The following is a 17,028-nucleotide window of genomic DNA, read 5'->3' as shown; positions in this document are numbered from 1 at the left end:
CTTCTACCTCCTATACTCTTCCTATTTCATTAGCTGCTTTTTCTAGCATTTCATCTTGCATCCTAACTACCTTTTGATTTGCTTCAAATTCCCTTAATAAATTTATCATCTCAACCATACCAGATATAGGATTCATATTTGAACTCTCTAAATATCCTTGTAATACCTCTCCATTAAACTGTTCTTCCTCAGCATTAGCATTTTCTGCTACATAAAAAATATTATCTCCCCTTTTTCTAAGGAATTCCTTATTATTGATATTTACTATATCTAAAGTATCAACTAAAGTTCCATCTATAAGAACTTGTCCACTAGCTAAAACATCTACATCCCTACCATTTAATGGGATCTGACCATTTCTTCCTAATACCCTTCTTCCGTCTAAATCCGTTAAATACCCTTCTGTTACGGCAAAGGAACCATTTCTAGTATAAAGAATTTCTCCATTTTCTCCTTGAAGTTTAAAGAAACCATTACCTTTTATACCAAAATCTAGTTTCCCACCAGTATCTGCAAGTCCTCCGTTTGTAAAGTCTGTGACTAGCTTTTGAAATCTGACTCCACCACTCATTGTCCCTATAACATAGGAAGGAGGAGTATAAACTATACCTTGTAGGAGAGCTTCCATATCTCCACCCTGTTGTATTCTATTCCCATTATTGTCAATAATATAGTTTTCATAATCAGTCTTATGCTGGTCTTCTAGATTTTTATAGGATGTTTTCAAATAACCTTCATCATCTACTACAAATTTTATTTCTTTAACATAAGACTTACCTCTAGGTGTATTTACAACAAAATACCCTTCTTCAGTTCGTGCACTATGTATTTCTCCGCTGTTTTCATAAATAATATTATTTTCTCTAGGCATATTTCTTAACTCGGGAGTTCTACTAGTCTTAGCCAATAGTTTCTCTGGAAAAGACTCTGTTAATGAAATATCCTTTTTAAATCCTGAAGTATTTATATTTGCTAAATTGTTTGAAAGAACATCCAATTTCTTTTGATTAGCCACTAAAGAAGTAGCGCCAATATATAGACCTCTATTCATCTTTTATCACATCCTAAATATCAATATCTCATATATTATCGACTAGTTTTACTAAAACTTTAGCCCCTATATTTTTTTGCTGTATTATCTTCTACTATATTATTATCAAGATATTTTACCCATGATAAAGCCTTACCAGTTCCTCTAGCAACACAAGAAACTGGCTCATTAGCTATACTTACAGGTATTCCTGTTTTTTCTGTAAGCAGCTTGTCCATACCATATAGTAAAGCCCCTCCACCAGTCATCAATATTCCTTTATTGCTAATATCAGCAGCTAGCTCTGGTGGAGTTCTTTCAAGAACTATATGAACTGTATCTATAATTTCCTGTATTGGCTCCTTTAGAGCTTCAAGCATATCATTAGAAGATATATTTACAGTTATAGGTAAACCTGTAAGTAAATTTCTCCCTCTTACTTCATTAAATTCTTCCTTGTCCCTTTTATATGCAGAACCAATGCTAAGTTTTAATTCCTCAGCAGATCTTTCTCCAATCATCATATTATATTTTTTCTTAATATATCTAGATATAGCCTCGTCACATTCATCTCCTGCTATCTTTATTGAACGGCTAACCACTATACCTCCTAGTGAAATAACAGCTACATCTGTAGTTCCACCACCAATATCTACTATCATATTGCCATTTGGCTCAGTAATATCTATTCCTGCTCCGATAGCAGCAGCTATAGGTTCTTCAATTACATATGTCTTTATTGCTCCAGCTTGATTACTTGCATCTATAACTGCTCTTTTTTCTACTTCAGTTATACCACTTGGTACACATACTATTACCCTAGGTTTAAGCAAGTATTTTCCTACTGCTTTTTTTATAAAATACTTTAACATCCTCTCTGTTATATCATAATCAGATATTACACCATCCTTCATAGGTCTAATAGCTATAATATTCCCAGGGGTTCTGCCTAACATCTTTCTTGCTTCCTCACCAACAGCTAAAAATTTATTAGTATTCTGGTCAATTGCCACAACAGATGGCTCTTTTAAAACTATTCCTTTTCCCTTAACATATACTAAAACACTTGCTGTACCCAAATCTATACCTATATCAGTTCTGAATCCCAAGTCAATTCCCCCTAATTATACTTATCATATATAGTATTCTACATAAGTTTCAAAATTCCTTCTTTTTTTGTAAAGTTCTTCAAAATTTTACAAAATTTAAAAAGTCCCTATTATGGGACCTTTTACTCATTAGATGCACTATACTTTAGTTTAGTTGCTCTACCGCCTCTTATATGCCTTTCTGCCTTATTAAGGTCTAAAAGTTCTTTTACCATATGGGCTAAATTTGGATTTATCTTTGGTAATCTCTCTGTTAAATCTTTATGAATCGTTGATTTACTGCACCCAAAAACTTTAGCTGTATCTCGAACAGTACTCTTATTCGCAATTATGTATTTTGCAACTTCTATTGTTCGTTCTTCTATATAATCTTTCACCTAATCAACCCCCTGACTTTTTGGGTATTCACTAAATACTTATGCTTTTTTAATTGTTAATAGAACGTGGATTTACTAATTTTCCATTTTTTATGACTTCAAAATGAAGATGTGGTTTCATCAGCATCTCAATTTTTGCTGTATTACCTACTTTAGATATATCATCACCTTTTTTGACCTTAAGATTAACCTTTACCATATCTTTAGTTGCAAGATTTGCATATCTAGTTTGTAAATCTCCACCATGATCTATTAATATTACTATCCCCCATAATTCATCCTCATATACCTCCTTAATCACTCCGTCTGCTGCTGCTTTAACTACAGTGCCTTCTGGAGCCTCAATATCTATGCCTTCATGTCCTATCCAGGATTCTAGGGTTTCTGAATAAATTAGAGAATCAGAAGTGTATTCTGTAAGTATAGGTCCATCTATTGGAAGAAAAACCTTTGTAGTTTCCTGGACTAAATCTGAGTCTTTTACCTTTTCTTCATATTCATCATCTTCAAATTCTAAATCTTCAACTTCTACCTTAGCATAATCATCTTCAATTTCCTCTTTAGCATGATATTCTTCTACTGAATCAGCTTCTTTAACATCTTCCAAATTCGGAACATCTACAGGAGCATCTACATCCGAATTAGATACATTAATGGTATAAAGATTCTCATCATAATCTTTTGGTTTTTCCACTTCATTTTCCTTCTCTTCATCCACAATGACAAAATCCCTATTTCCCACATCCCTATTTGCATTAACATTTCGCATAGATAGGAACAAGGTTCCTCCAGCAACTACACATACACATACAAATAAGAATAAGATAAATCCTTCTTTTTCCATTAATTTTATTAGTTTATTTTTCATATCTCCACCTCCATTACCTAGTATTTCCAGATTGGAAAATTACATACAGTGAAATATATAAAAATAAAAAAATAAAGATGAAAAAGACTCTTCATTTCACTCATGATAACAAAATCACTATTATTCTGAGTATAGGGAAGAATCCGATGTTTTCAATTATGAGTTTTCAATTATTAATTTCTTTTATTTCTACTCCCGTATAATAATGTTTAAGTATTTCTTCAAAAATACTGCCATGTTTAGCCATACCATTAGCTCCCCATTGACTCATACCTACACCATGACCAGATCCATAGGTTTCTATTTCTATAATATTTAATCTTTTATCTAAAGATATAGTAAAATTGGTTGAATTGAGGTTCAGTAACTCCCTTAATTCTCTACCATCTATTATAATTTTATCTATAGCAACTTTTTTCACCCTGCCAGTTAATGTTTTCTCTATAAGTTTAATCTTTTCATGAAGATTATCCTTCGTTAAGTTAACATCTGGATATTTAGATTTTATTTTTCCAATAAACTCTTCTGTTGTTAAAGTAATAGTATTTTTAAATTTCGGCGCCTCTTCTTCATAAAGACTGGTTACAGATTTTAGATAAGGCATTTCTACAGCAAATACATCTTGTACATCTTCTGTCCTACCTCCAGATGTAGAATGATATAGAGGCTCTATAATTTCTCCATTATAAAAAATTCCTAAATTTCTAGTAGAATTTACAGCTTCTTCAATCTTAGGCCAATATTTCTCAATCCAATTATCTCCATGAATTTCTTTAAGTTTAGAAAGTGATAAATATGCTTGACAATGAACACCATCACAGAGAGGAGCAAGTTTATGATTGGGATGCCCATCTTTATATTTTATACTCCTACTAATCGCATATGTTCTAGCAGCTACAGCTTGAGCCTTTAATGCTTCCATATGAAATTCTGCAGGCATTTCTGCTGCAACTACACCTTTTACATAATCTTCTATATTAATCTCATCTACAATTTCTTTCTTTCCATCATAAATTTTTATTGTTTCATATAGCTTATTAGTCTTTACTGGTATCTCTTCTTCTATAACTACTGGTTCCTCTAACTCTAAGGACTCCCCTTTGGCAGTATTTCCCTTAGGTACAAATTTAAAAGTCTTTACAATAACCGTAGGTAATAATATAGTTATTGTTAATACTGTACAAATATAAACTCCTAATTTTTTCATCTCTTCCCCCTCTTTGCCTTTAGTATAAAATATAATATGCGTAGTTTATAGTCATTATGACTATAAACTACGCATATTATATTAGTAGATGGCTAAGAATGAATAACTACAGAACAAAAAATAAAAATAACTAATATCTGAAATCTTTTTCTCATCTATTAGTTATCCTCTAACAAGGGAGCAAATCTCACTCCAATTATTTACTTTTCACTATTATTTATCCACTATTTTCCTATATATAATTGCTCCTAATTTAGTAAATTTCTCTTCTATACTGTCATATCCTCTATCTATATGGTAAATATTGTCAACCTCAGTAATTCCTTCAGATACCAATCCTGCTAATACTAAAGCTGCTCCCGCTCTTAAATCAGAGGCTTTTACTGGAGCCGAGGTTAAGTTGTCTACACCTTGTATAATAGCTGACCTACCGTCTATTTTTATATCTGCACCCATTCTCTTTAACTCATCTACATGCATAAATCTGTTCTCAAAAACTGTTTCTATACATACAGAAGTTCCTTTACAAAGACTCATAAGCGCCATAAACTGTGCTTGCATATCTGTAGGAAACCCGGGATAAGGCATGGTTTTTACATCTATAGCCTTTAGATCATTAGTGCCTATTACTCTAACTGAATCATCATTTTCAATTACAGTACATCCTACTTCTTTAAGCTTTGCTATTACAGGTTTTATATGAGATGTTATAACATTTTCTACTATTATATCTCCTTTGGTTATAGCAGCCGCTACCATAAAGGTACCTGCCTCAATCCTATCAGGAATAATTGAATGGACTCCACCACCCAATTTTTCTACTCCCTTAATCCTAATGGTTGATGTTCCTGCACCTTTAATATCTGCTCCTAACTTATTTAAAAAGCTAGCTAAATCTACTATTTCTGGCTCCATAGCTGCATTATCCAATATAGTTTCACCCTCTGCTAATACTGCAGCCATCATTATATTTTCTGTTGCTCCAACAGAAGGAAAGTCTAAGTAAATTTTATCCCCTATTAATTTCTCTGCATAGGCAGAAATATTTCCATGGTCGACATCTATAGTAGCTCCTAAAGCCTTAAACCCCTTTAGATGTAGATCTATAGGTCTAGTACCTATGGCACAACCACCTGGTAAAGAATTTTTAGTCCTACCTAATCTTGTCAATAATGGTCCCATGACCAAGAATGATGCTCTCATTCTACTCATTAGCTCATATTTAGTTTCATAATTATCAATATTAGCTGAATTAATCTTTATAATACCCTTATCTAAATGCTCAACTTTAGCCCCTAGAGATGTAAGTACTTCACATATTACTTCTACATCTTTTAAATTTGGTACATCTTCTAATATTATATCTTCTGTCCCAAGTAAAGATGCTGCCAATATTGGAAGGGCTGAATTCTTAGCACCAGATATTCGCACTCTTCCTCTCAGTGGAGGGCTTTTTTCCACCATTATTTTCTCCAAGCAAATCTCCTCCTAATTTTAATATCCAGTGGTAATAATAGGTGTTCCTATCCAAATATAATTCTTATCTTCATATTCATTATACCTTATTGCCAGATTTAAGTTAATCTTTTTTTCACCAGAAAATATGAAACTTTCTATAAGAGGTGTATAAGCTGTATAACTAAATATGGATTCATCTGTATACTCTTCTACAACTTTTCCTTTGAACCTTTTCATTGCTTTAACTACTGCTTTATTTAAATCCATTTTTTCTAATCGTCCCTCAATTGTTCCAATAATACAAGTGGTGATTTCCAAAGATTTTCCATAATCTTTAAATATACCTTCTATCTTCTCTATTATACCATTAATACTAAAATTTTGCTTATCTTTTATTAAGTTAATAAAAAGAGTAGTTTCTCCATTACTTAATTCAGAATCTAAATAAGATGAAATTGCTATAGTTATTGGATTTTCATGTATGTCATATCCATAGATAGACATATGATTAAATCCTTCTTCATAAATTGTTTCATTATAATAGTATTTACCCTTATCTTCTGTAAATTTATTAATATCTGCTTCTTCTCCAATAATTCCTAAAGAAATCTTAATCCTTTCCCCTAAAGACTCTATTTCCTCTTTAGATATAAACTCATCGAGGAGCACTCCTCCCATATTAAGATCCCCTTCAAGAAACTCTCCATTAAACTCTTTTAACATACCTTCCAAAACATCTTTTTCACTATGTTTTTTTCCCGCCATTGTAAGTGTTGGTACTAATAAAGATAATATAATTGCAAATAAAATAAACTTTTTCATTATACCCCTCCTTGAAATTTAAGGAAAGGTACTTTCTTAAAAATGTAAAGGGGGACAAAACATTTAAATAAAGAAAGTACCCTCTTCCTATGATAAAAGTATTACCATAGTTGGGTACTTTTTATACCTATTTATTCATCAAATTTTTTTAAACTTGAAACCTCTAATCTATTTATAGCACGTCTAAGTGCTAGTTCAGCTCGTTCTATATCTATATTGTCTTTTTCACTCTTTAATAAGTTTTCTGCTCTTTCCTTCGCTGCCTCAGCTCTCTCTACATCTATTTCATGAGGCCATTCAGCAGCCTCAGTAACTATAGTAGTTTTATTATCTACAACGGAAATATAGCCATCTACTACAGCTGCTACTTTTTCCTCACCATTTTGGAATATTCTTACCTTTCCTATCTTAAGAGGTGTTGTAATAGGTGCTCTTCCTTCTAGAATAGCCATATCACCTTCTATCCCTCTAACTATGACCATTTCTACTTCATCAGAAAAAAATGGCTTATCGGGGGTTACTATATCCAAATAAAGCATAATTAACCCTCCATCTTCTTAGCTTTTTCTACTGCTTCATCAATAGTACCTACAAATAAGAAAGCTGATTCTGGTAGATCATCATGTTTTCCTTCAAGAATTTCTTTGAATCCTCTAACTGTTTCTTTAATAGGTACATATTTACCTTTCATTCCAGTAAACTGTTCTGCTACAGTAAATGGCTGAGATAAGAATCTCTGAATCTTTCTAGCTCGTGCAACTATTAACTTATCATCATCTGAAAGTTCATCTATTCCTAGAATAGCTATTATATCTTGAAGATCCTTGTATCTTTGAAGAATCTCTTGTACTTGTCTTGCTACTTCATAATGTTCCTTACCTACTACCTCAGGGTCTAAAATTCTAGAAGTTGAATCCAATGGATCAACTGCCGGATAGATACCAAGTTCTGAGATTTGACGTGATAATACTGTAGTAGCATCTAAGTGAGCAAAAGTAGTTGCTGGAGCTGGGTCAGTTAAGTCATCTGCTGGTACATATACTGCTTGAACAGATGTTATGGAACCCTTCTTAGTTGAAGTAATCCTCTCTTGTAAAGCACCCATCTCAGTAGCCAAAGTTGGTTGATATCCTACTGCTGATGGCATCCTACCTAGCAATGCTGATACTTCTGATCCTGCTTGTGTAAACCTAAATATATTATCTATAAATAATAAAACGTCTTGCCCTTCCTGATCTCTAAAATACTCTGCCATAGTAAGTCCAGTTAAAGCAACTCTCATTCTAGCTCCTGGCGGCTCATTCATCTGACCAAATACTAAAGCTGTCTTATCTATTACTCCAGATTCAATCATCTCATAGTATAAGTCATTACCCTCTCTAGTTCTCTCTCCTACACCAGTAAAAACAGATAAACCACCATGTTGTGTGGCAATATTGTTTATTAACTCTTGTATAAGTACTGTTTTACCTACTCCAGCACCTCCAAATAAACCTACCTTACCACCTTTAGAATATGGTGCAATAAGGTCTACTACCTTAATCCCTGTTTCAAATATTTCCTTAGAAGTTTCTTGTTCTTCAAAGGATGGAGCTGCTCTATGGATAGGTGCAGTTTGTTTTGCCTTAACTTCTCCCTTACCATCAATGGCCTCACCTAATACATTGAAAAGTCTTCCTAAGGTTTCCTTCCCTACAGGAACAGCAATAGACTTTCCAGTATTCGTAGCCTCCATTCCTCTTACAAGTCCATCTGTTGAATCCATGGAAACACATCTAACAGTGTCATCTCCAATGTGTTGAGCTACTTCTACGATTAATTTCTTTTCGTTCATATCTATTTCAATAGCATTTAGTAGCTCTGGTAGACTATCTTCACTAAATCGAATATCAACTACAGGGCCTATAACTTGAACAATTTTTCCTTTTGTCTTTTCCATTTGCCCTCTCCTTTCATACTTACTTTAGAGCATCGGCACCTGAGACAATCTCAGTTATTTCCATAGTAATTGCCGCTTGTCTTGCCCTATTATAGCTGATGTTAAGTTCATCAATCATTTCCTCAGCATTATCCGTAGCAGCCTCCATGGCTACCCTCCTAGCTGCCTGTTCACTAGAAGAGGATTCTATTAGGGCTCCATAGATAGTACTTTGTATATATTTTGGAATCAAAAAATCAAGAACTTCCTCAGTAGAAGGTTCGAATTCCGTAACGGTCTTTCTCTTATCTGATTCCTTCTGAACTTCCGCAGATGGAAGTAATGTTAAAATGCCAGGCTCTTGAGAAATAGTACCCAAAAACTTAGTATATACTATTTTTATTTCATCAACGACCTTATCTTTATATAAATCCAATGCCATATTACCAATTTTTCTAGCATCAGAAAACGTTGGCTCCTCAACTATTCCAACAAATTCACCTATCACATCATAGTCCCTCTTCTTAAAATAATCCCTTGCCTTAGTTCCTACAGTAATAATTTTAGCATCTTTGTTTTCTTCCTTTATATTACTTTCTGCTAGTCTAATTACACCTGCATTATATCCTCCTGCAAGTCCTCTATCAGCAGATACTATAATATATAAAGAAGACTTAATTTCTCTATTATCTAATAAAGGATGTTTCATATTTCCTGTAGTAGCTAAAATATCTTGGATATTACTAAGAACAGTATTATAATATGGCCTAGACTTTTCCAATCTCTCTCTGGCACGTTTCAATTTTGCCGATGAAACCAATTCCATAGCCTTTGTAATCTGTCTTGTATTGCTAATTCCTCTTATACGTCTTTTAATATCTCTTGTTGTTTCAGCCAAGATTTACACCACCTTATATCAATTGACAATTTATACCTAAAGGTCACTTACGCAATTGACAATTATTGAAAGCTCTTTTTAAATTCATTTATAGCTACTACTATTCTTTCTGCATTTTCATCTGTTAAATCTTTTGTTGTTTTTATGCTTTCTATTATATCAGGATAATTATTATCCACATATTTCAAGAATTCTTTTTCAAAAATAGATATTTTATTAACATCTATATCTGAAAGATGTTTATTAAGTGCAGCATAAAGTATAATTACCTGATGCTCAACTGGCACTGGACTATATTGAGGCTGCTTTAATATTTCAAGCATCCTAGCACCTTGATCAAGTATTGATTTTGTTTCTTTATCAAGTTCTGAACCAAATTGAGCAAAGGCAGCTAACTCACGATATTGAGCCAATTCTAGTTTAATCCTTCCTGCAACCTTTTTCATAGCCTTAATCTGTGCAGAACCCCCAACCCTTGAAACAGAAAGTCCTGAGTTTATAGCTGGCCTTTGACCTGCAAAGAAAAGGTCAGTTTCTAGGAAAATCTGTCCATCAGTAATGGATATAACATTGGTTGGAATATATGCAGATATATCTCCAGCTAAGGTTTCTATAATAGGTAATGCAGTAATAGAACCTCCACCAAATTTATCATCTAATTTTGCCGCCCTTTCAAGAAGTCTTGAGTGAAGATAGAATACATCTCCCGGGAAAGCTTCTCTTCCTGGTGGACGTCTTAATAATAATGACATGGCTCTATATGCAATAGCATGTTTAGACAAATCATCATATACTATTAAAACATCCTTGCCATTAGCCATAAACTCCTCACCTATGGTTACACCAGCATAGGGAGCAATATATTGTAATGGTGCTAATTCACTAGCTGTAGCAGAAACTACTATAGTATAATCCATAGCTCCTCGTTTCTCCAATGTATTAACTATTTGAGCTACAGTAGATCTTTTTTGACCTATTGCTACATATATACAAATTACATCTTGACCCTTTTGGTTAATTATTGTATCAATAGCAATAGCAGTTTTTCCTGTTTGTCTATCTCCGATTATAAGCTCCCTTTGGCCTCTACCAATTGGGATCATGGAGTCGATTGCTTTGATACCAGTTTGTAGAGGTTGATTAACACTCTTCCTTGTGATAACTCCTGGAGCAATCTTTTCAATAGGACTAAATTTAGTAGTATTTATAGCTCCCTTACCATCAATCGGTTGACCAAGGGCATTAACAACTCTGCCTATCATAGCATCTCCTACTGGAACTTCTATAATTCTACCAGTTCTCTTTACTGTATCGCCTTCTTTTATATTATCATCGGAGCCTAAAAGAACACAACCAACATTGTCTTCCTCCAAGTTCATAGCCATACCAAATACTTCTCCTGGAAATTCTATAAGTTCTCCAGCCATACATCCTTCTAGACCATGTATCCTAGCAATACCATCTCCTACCTGAATAACAGTACCTACATCTACCATATCTAAAGTTTTTTCATATCTTTTAATCTGTTCCTTTATAATGGAACTTATTTCTTCTGGTCTTAACTCCATTTCCTCACCTCACTCCTACCTAATTAGCTGCGCCACTAATGGCCTTGCCCATGGACTCTAGCTGACCTTTTACTGTACCATCTAATTCCTTATTTTGAAGTTTAAGTAGTACTCCACCAAGAATTGTAGCATCTACCTTATTAGTAAGTTCAATTTTCTTCCCTAGTTTATTAGATAGAACATTCTGAAGTTTTGTCTCAGCTTTTTCTTCCATAGGTACTGCTGTTATAGCAACAACTTTAACTATATTTTCATGCTCATTAAATAATTCCTTATACCTATCTATTATCTCTAAAATAAAGCCTTCGCGCCTTTTATCTATGAGAATATATAGAAAATTAACTATCTCTTGTGATACTCTATCTTTAAAAAGCTTATCTATTAAATCTCTTTTCTCAATATTACTAATTTTTGGATGATGTAATATTTGAAGTAATTTATTCTCTTCTTCAAATACATCTTTTAAAAAATCTAATTCTTTATTAAATTCATCTGTCTTTTCTAAATCCAATCCAGCTTCAAAAAGGGCTAAAGCATATCTATTACTAACTAACTCTGCCATTTTGAATTACCTACCTCGTCAATAAATTTATCGATTAGGCCATTTTGTTTATCTATCTTTATTTCTTCTTCCATAATTCTAGAAGCAATTAAAATAGCCATTTCGCCAGCTTGGGTTTTAATATCTTGAAAAGCCATCTCTCTCTCTCGAGTTATTTCTCGTCTAGCCCTTGATACTATACTTTCAGCTTCCTTCCTAGCTTCCACTAAGATATCTTCTTTTAATTCCTCTCCACGCTTTCTAGCTGATTCAATGATTTCTTGACTTTCTTTCTTAGCCAAACTAATTCTTGATTCATAGTCATCTTTTAAGGTTATAGCTTCTTCTTTTAAAGTTTTAGCTCCATCAATATCTGACTGAATCTTTGCTTTTCTATCATTTAGAAATTGTGAAACTGGTTTATATAAGAAATGTCTAAGAAATAAATAGAGCAACAACAACGCCGCCCAAGCTAAAATCATAGATGAAAGTTCTGGCAAGGCTCTAACTACGAACATAAACTAACCTCCTTAGCCTTAGATTCCCACTTTAAGGGTTAAATCAGATATTATAATAATCCTGATTGTTTTAGCTCTAAATAAGCTGTTAATAATGGTCTAACGAATAATAAAATTATAGCAATAACTAATCCGTAAATACCTGTTGTCTCTGCTACCGCTTGACCTAAAAGCATTGTTGAAGTTATATCACCTTTGGCTTCTGGTTGTCTACCTACAGCCTCACATCCACGAGCTGCTGCATTACCTTGACCTATTCCAGGTCCTATACCTGCTATCATTGCTAGACCAGCACCTATTGCTGAACATCCTAATATAAAAGCTTCACTTGTTATTCCTTGTAACATTTTGTTTCCTCCCTCCAAATTTTAAAAAGATAATTTATTCTGCTTCTGCCCTACCACCTATGAATATCATAGATAGCATAATGAAAATAAATGTTTGCAACAACCCTGAAAATACATCAAAATAAGCATGTAAAGGTACTGCAATAATTGGTGCAAAGTATCCTAATGCTTGATAAAGCAAGCCCATAATAATACCACCACTCATTATATTTCCGAAAAGACGGAATGATAATGATATAGGATTTGCTAACTCACCTATTACATTTAATGGAGTTAAAAAAGCCATAGGCTCTGTAAACCCCTTTAGGTATCCTAAAAAACCCCCATTGTTTCTAAAACTCCAATACTGTGTTAAAACAAAAGTAATTAAAGCTAAAGAAAATGTAACAGAATAATCTGATGTTGGCGGTGTAAAACCTAGTAGCCCAAATAAATTAGCTACTGCTAAGAATAATGCTAATGTTAAAATGTAGGGTACAAATTTAATATTTTGTGTTCCCATAGTGGACTTAACTAAATTTTCTATAGATTCCACAATTAGCTCTACAACATTTAGGAAATTTGACGGTACTTCATCAGTACGAGCTTTTTTGATCTTATTATTAACTATAAAAGCAAATATAATTAATAATATTGTAACTATCCACATATTAACAATAGTGTCGGGTATAATAATTTCCCTTCCAAAGATTTTTAGCAATAATTCCAAACATCTCCCTCCTTTCATCATTCATTATAATATATTACTCTTTCATGATTTCCTAAATGCAATATATAATTAATTGTTAATTAATTATCTCTTAAAGTCTTCATCAAATATGCCTGATAATAATATTACAAATTTAACCATAAGAAGTCCTAAAACAGTTGCTGGAAAACTTAAATAATCTGCCAAAGCAGCAACTGCAAGTACAATGAAATATATTAAATATCTTAACATATATTGTAAGGTTGAATAAGCACTGGCCTTATCTGGTGACATTTCTACAGCCTTATTTATAGTATTATGAAGCAATTTAAAACTTAATATACTGATTATCGCTCCAAATACATACCCAAGTATAATTGGCTTAGGTTCCCTAAATACAAAAACAGAAATTCCAATAAGCAACAGAGATAATATCGTTACTCTCTTGGCCACTTTAAATACTAAATCATTATTCATCTGTTCACTTCCTCTTATTTCCTTTTATTCTTGCCAATTTAAATATATTTAAAAACCCTGCACCAACACCTAAAATTATGAAAATAATTGAAAAGATACCATTCATGCCTAATTTTTTATCAATAAATTGACCCAAGTACACACCAATTAAAATAGGTGTTATAACAGAAAAACCAATTTGACTTATTAATGCTAGGCCTTGTAAGGTATCTTTATAGTTCTTATTTCTCACACTATCACTCCGTTGAAACATATTTGTTTCTTTAGTATGTTATAATTATAACATTAACATCTATTTTTATAAGCAATACTTTTACAACACTATTAAAATTATATAAAATTTTGACAAATTATGCAAGTGCTTTAGTATAATATTGCAAATTTTCATTTACATAATAAAATAGCCTCAAATATTTGAGGCTATTTTTATATTATATTTCCATTTTTATTAAATCTTCTGCAATTATCAATTTAGCTTCCGTAGCAGTTTGAACTTCCTCTACAGTAAACTCTGGATTAATTTCTATTAGTACTAATCCTTCTTCCCTTACTTCTATAACTCCCATCTCAGTAATGATAAGGTTTACCTCTCCAGCAGCTGTCAATGGAAGGTTGCATTCTTTTAATATCTTATGATTTCCTTTTACAGTATGCTCCATAGCAACTATTACCTTCTTAGCTCCTGTTACTAAATCCATAGCACCACCCATACCTGGTACCATTTTCCCTGGTATCATCCAGTTAGCAAGATTACCCTTTTCATCTACCTGAAGCGCTCCAAGAACTGTCATATCAACATGCCCACCACGAATAATTCCAAAGGACGTAGAAGAATCAAAGAATACTCCACCAGGTAGAATCGTTACACATTGTGCCCCTGCATTTACTATATAAGGGTCCTCCTTGCCTTCTTCCGGAGCAGGTCCTAAGCCTATAAATCCATTTTCTGACTGGAAAAACACATTTATATCTTCAGGTACATAGTTAGCTACCATAGTTGGTAATCCAATGCCAAGGTTAACCACATCTCCATCTTTTAATTCTTTCGCTACACGTCTAGCAATAAACTCTTTCTTATCCATTATTTATCACCTCCGTTAACGATATAATCCACAAATATTCCCGAAGTCACAACATCATTAGGGTCAATTTCTCCAACTTCTACAACATTTTCAGCTTCAACTATTACAATATCAGCAGCAGTAGCCATAAGTGTGTTAAAGTTTCTTGTAGCACCGTAATATACAATATTACCAAATTTATCTACAGTTTCTCCAGCTATTAAAGCTACATCAGCTCTAAGTGGTAACTCAAGAAGGTAAGTTTTTCCGTCAATTACTATTCTTTCTTTACCTTCTTCAACTATTGTACCTACTCCTGTTGGTGTTAAAAATCCACCAAGTCCTGCTCCACCTGCTCTTACTTGCTCAGCGAGAGTTCCTTGAGGTACTAATACTACTTCCATTTCACCAGAATTCATTTGATTTCCTGTTTCTTTGTTTGTACCAACGTGAGAAGCTATAAGCTTTTTAATTTGTTTATTTACTACTAGCTTGCCTGAACCTATTTCTGGAAAACCAGAATCGTTGCAAATTAATGTTAAATCTTTAACACCCTTCTTCACAAGAGCATCAATTAATCTGTGTGGTGACCCACATCCTAAGAATCCACCAATCATAATAGTCATACCATCTTTGATATGAGCTACGGCTTCATCAATAGACATAATTTTGTTCATAAATATGCACCCCCGTTTATATTTAGTGAATAATTAATAGTGAATAGTTTTAGAAATAGTGGATAGCCAATACTGATAGTTAAACGCCTTAGCGTTTAACTATCATAGCTATTCCTTGACCTCCACCTATGCATAGAGTCGCTAAACCATTTTTAGCATCTCTTTTTGCCATTTCATGTAATAATGAAACTAATATTCTAGCTCCTGAAGCTCCTATTGGGTGTCCTAATGCTATGGCACCACCATTTACATTTGTCTTTTCTATATCAAGATTAAGTTCCTTAATAACCGATAAGGCTTGAGCAGCAAAAGCTTCATTTGCTTCTATTAAATCTACCTCTTCTATAGTCATATTAACCTTAGCCAAAGCTTTTCTTGTAGCTGGAATAGGTCCAGTTCCCATAATCGATGGATCTACACCTGCTGAAGCATAGGATGCTATAGTAGCTAATGGAGTGATTCCCAGCTCATCTGCTTTTTCCTTGCTCATTACAACTAATGCAGCAGCTCCATCATTAATTCCAGAAGCGTTTCCAGCTGTTACTGTTCCATCCTTTTTAAATGCTGGTCTAAGTTTTGCTAATACTTCTACTGTAGTACCAAACTTTGGATATTCATCTGTGTCAGCAACTATTGGTTCTCCTTTTCTTTGAGGGATTTCTACAGGAACGATTTCTTCTTTAAATCTTTCATTTTTTATAGCAGCTTCTGCTCTATTTTGACTGTCTAATGCTACTTTATCTTGTTCTTCACGAGTAAAACCATATTTCTCTGCAATATTTTCTGCAGTAATTCCCATATGATAATCATTGAAAATATCCCATAGTCCATCTTGCACCATATAATCCTCTATTTGACCATTACCCATTCTTTGACCCCATCTAGCAGATTTTAGTAAATATGGCGCTTGACTCATATTTTCTGTACCTCCAGCTAATACTATATCTGCTTCTCCAGCTAAAATAGCTTGAGCTGCTAATGCAACAGTCTTAAGTCCTGATCCACAAACCTTATTAACTGTAAAGGAAGGCACTTCTACTGGAATACCTGCATGTATTGACACCTGTCTAGCTACGTTTTGTCCCAATCCTGCTTGCAATACATTACCAAATATAACCTCATCTACCACATTTGGATCTACATTGGCTCTCTTTAATGCTTCCTTAGCCACTATTGTACCTAATTGAACCGCAGAAACATCTTTAAATTTACCACCAAATGCTCCAATAGGTGTTCTAACAGCTGAAGCAATAACAACTTCTCTCATCTTTTTACCTCCTGTATTTTATTTATTTTAAAAAATTAATTTACCTCTATAGACTTTATTTCACTCACAGTATTATATAAAGCAATTTTCATGCCATGTTTTATAAATGAGTCTTACCCGCTATAATCTAGTATTTAACCAATATCTATAAAATAAATCTAATTTTAAAATTCCTTAATACAGCAATTCAATTGAAT

20 protein-coding genes are annotated in these 17,028 nt (G+C 33.3%); all 20 read right to left on the bottom strand.

The window, feature by feature from the left end; translation table 11 throughout:
- Positions 1 to 10 precede the first annotated feature (10 nt).
- On the bottom strand, positions 11 to 1,051 hold the full coding sequence (locus RT714_RS10135) for a flagellar hook-basal body protein (RefSeq protein ID WP_313757453.1): 1,041 nt from the start codon (positions 1,049 to 1,051) through the stop codon (positions 11 to 13).
- 59 nt (positions 1,052 to 1,110) lie between these two features.
- Entirely contained in the window at positions 1,111 to 2,139 is a 1,029-nt protein-coding gene (locus RT714_RS10130) for a rod shape-determining protein MreB (protein ID WP_313757452.1), read from the bottom strand.
- 122 nt (positions 2,140 to 2,261) lie between these two features.
- Positions 2,262 to 2,516 carry a sporulation transcriptional regulator SpoIIID gene (gene spoIIID / locus RT714_RS10125; protein ID WP_072975668.1) on the bottom strand — a complete coding sequence of 85 codons (255 nt, stop codon included), beginning with the start codon at positions 2,514 to 2,516 and terminating at the stop codon, positions 2,262 to 2,264.
- A 49-nt stretch (positions 2,517 to 2,565) separates the two neighbouring features.
- On the bottom strand, positions 2,566 to 3,384 hold the full coding sequence (locus RT714_RS10120; RefSeq protein ID WP_313757451.1) for a M23 family metallopeptidase: 819 nt from the start codon (positions 3,382 to 3,384) through the stop codon (positions 2,566 to 2,568).
- A gap of 166 nt (positions 3,385 to 3,550) precedes the next feature.
- Complete coding sequence (gene spoIID / locus RT714_RS10115; RefSeq protein WP_313757450.1) at positions 3,551 to 4,591, bottom strand: stage II sporulation protein D; 1,041 nt, start codon at positions 4,589 to 4,591, stop codon at positions 3,551 to 3,553.
- A 213-nt stretch (positions 4,592 to 4,804) separates the two neighbouring features.
- On the bottom strand, positions 4,805 to 6,067 hold the full coding sequence (gene murA, locus RT714_RS10110; protein ID WP_313757449.1) for a UDP-N-acetylglucosamine 1-carboxyvinyltransferase: 1,263 nt from the start codon (positions 6,065 to 6,067) through the stop codon (positions 4,805 to 4,807).
- 18 nt (positions 6,068 to 6,085) lie between these two features.
- Positions 6,086 to 6,871 (bottom strand): YwmB family TATA-box binding protein, encoded by a 786-nt coding sequence (locus RT714_RS10105; RefSeq protein ID WP_313757448.1) that lies wholly within the window; start codon positions 6,869 to 6,871, stop codon positions 6,086 to 6,088.
- Between the two features lie 131 nt (positions 6,872 to 7,002).
- Positions 7,003 to 7,410 (bottom strand): F0F1 ATP synthase subunit epsilon, encoded by a 408-nt coding sequence (locus RT714_RS10100; protein ID WP_313757447.1) that lies wholly within the window; start codon positions 7,408 to 7,410, stop codon positions 7,003 to 7,005.
- Positions 7,411 to 7,412: 2 nt separating this feature from the next.
- Positions 7,413 to 8,810: a F0F1 ATP synthase subunit beta gene (atpD, locus tag RT714_RS10095; protein WP_313757446.1), complete on the bottom strand. Its 1,398-nt coding sequence runs from the start codon at positions 8,808 to 8,810 to the stop codon at positions 7,413 to 7,415.
- A 19-nt stretch (positions 8,811 to 8,829) separates the two neighbouring features.
- The gene (gene atpG, locus RT714_RS10090) at positions 8,830 to 9,687 is read right to left on the bottom strand and encodes an ATP synthase F1 subunit gamma (RefSeq protein ID WP_313757445.1); all 858 of its coding nucleotides are present in this window, start codon (positions 9,685 to 9,687) and stop codon (positions 8,830 to 8,832) included.
- Between the two features lie 62 nt (positions 9,688 to 9,749).
- On the bottom strand, positions 9,750 to 11,255 hold the full coding sequence (gene atpA / locus RT714_RS10085) for a F0F1 ATP synthase subunit alpha (RefSeq protein WP_313757444.1): 1,506 nt from the start codon (positions 11,253 to 11,255) through the stop codon (positions 9,750 to 9,752).
- A 19-nt stretch (positions 11,256 to 11,274) separates the two neighbouring features.
- Positions 11,275 to 11,817, bottom strand: coding sequence for a F0F1 ATP synthase subunit delta (locus tag RT714_RS10080; protein WP_313757443.1), 543 nt, complete (start codon positions 11,815 to 11,817; stop codon positions 11,275 to 11,277).
- Positions 11,805 to 12,314 (bottom strand): F0F1 ATP synthase subunit B, encoded by a 510-nt coding sequence (atpF, locus tag RT714_RS10075; protein ID WP_313757442.1) that lies wholly within the window; start codon positions 12,312 to 12,314, stop codon positions 11,805 to 11,807. The genes RT714_RS10080 and atpF overlap by 13 nt, the downstream gene beginning before the upstream one ends.
- A gap of 50 nt (positions 12,315 to 12,364) precedes the next feature.
- On the bottom strand, positions 12,365 to 12,661 hold the full coding sequence (gene atpE / locus RT714_RS10070) for an ATP synthase F0 subunit C (RefSeq protein WP_072975692.1): 297 nt from the start codon (positions 12,659 to 12,661) through the stop codon (positions 12,365 to 12,367).
- Positions 12,662 to 12,695: 34 nt separating this feature from the next.
- Entirely contained in the window at positions 12,696 to 13,370 is a 675-nt protein-coding gene (gene atpB / locus RT714_RS10065) for a F0F1 ATP synthase subunit A (protein ID WP_312668252.1), read from the bottom strand.
- Positions 13,371 to 13,454: 84 nt separating this feature from the next.
- Positions 13,455 to 13,826: an ATP synthase subunit I gene (locus RT714_RS10060; RefSeq protein WP_313757441.1), complete on the bottom strand. Its 372-nt coding sequence runs from the start codon at positions 13,824 to 13,826 to the stop codon at positions 13,455 to 13,457.
- 4 nt (positions 13,827 to 13,830) lie between these two features.
- Positions 13,831 to 14,058: an AtpZ/AtpI family protein gene (locus RT714_RS10055; RefSeq protein WP_313757440.1), complete on the bottom strand. Its 228-nt coding sequence runs from the start codon at positions 14,056 to 14,058 to the stop codon at positions 13,831 to 13,833.
- A gap of 199 nt (positions 14,059 to 14,257) precedes the next feature.
- Complete coding sequence (locus RT714_RS10050; RefSeq protein ID WP_313757439.1) at positions 14,258 to 14,908, bottom strand: 3-oxoacid CoA-transferase subunit B; 651 nt, start codon at positions 14,906 to 14,908, stop codon at positions 14,258 to 14,260.
- A complete protein-coding gene (locus RT714_RS10045; protein WP_313757438.1) occupies positions 14,908 to 15,564 on the bottom strand; it encodes a CoA transferase subunit A in 657 nt (218 codons plus the stop codon). The genes RT714_RS10050 and RT714_RS10045 overlap by 1 nt, the downstream gene beginning before the upstream one ends.
- Before the next feature lie 88 nt (positions 15,565 to 15,652).
- Positions 15,653 to 16,831: an acetyl-CoA C-acetyltransferase gene (locus RT714_RS10040; RefSeq protein ID WP_313757437.1), complete on the bottom strand. Its 1,179-nt coding sequence runs from the start codon at positions 16,829 to 16,831 to the stop codon at positions 15,653 to 15,655.
- Positions 16,832 to 17,028 lie beyond the last annotated feature (197 nt).

Source organism: Tissierella sp., from assembly GCF_032104385.1.
In the GTDB taxonomy this organism is placed as follows: Bacteria; Bacillota; Clostridia; order Tissierellales; family Tissierellaceae; genus Tissierella.
This window is presented reverse-complemented; position numbering and strand designations above follow the sequence as displayed.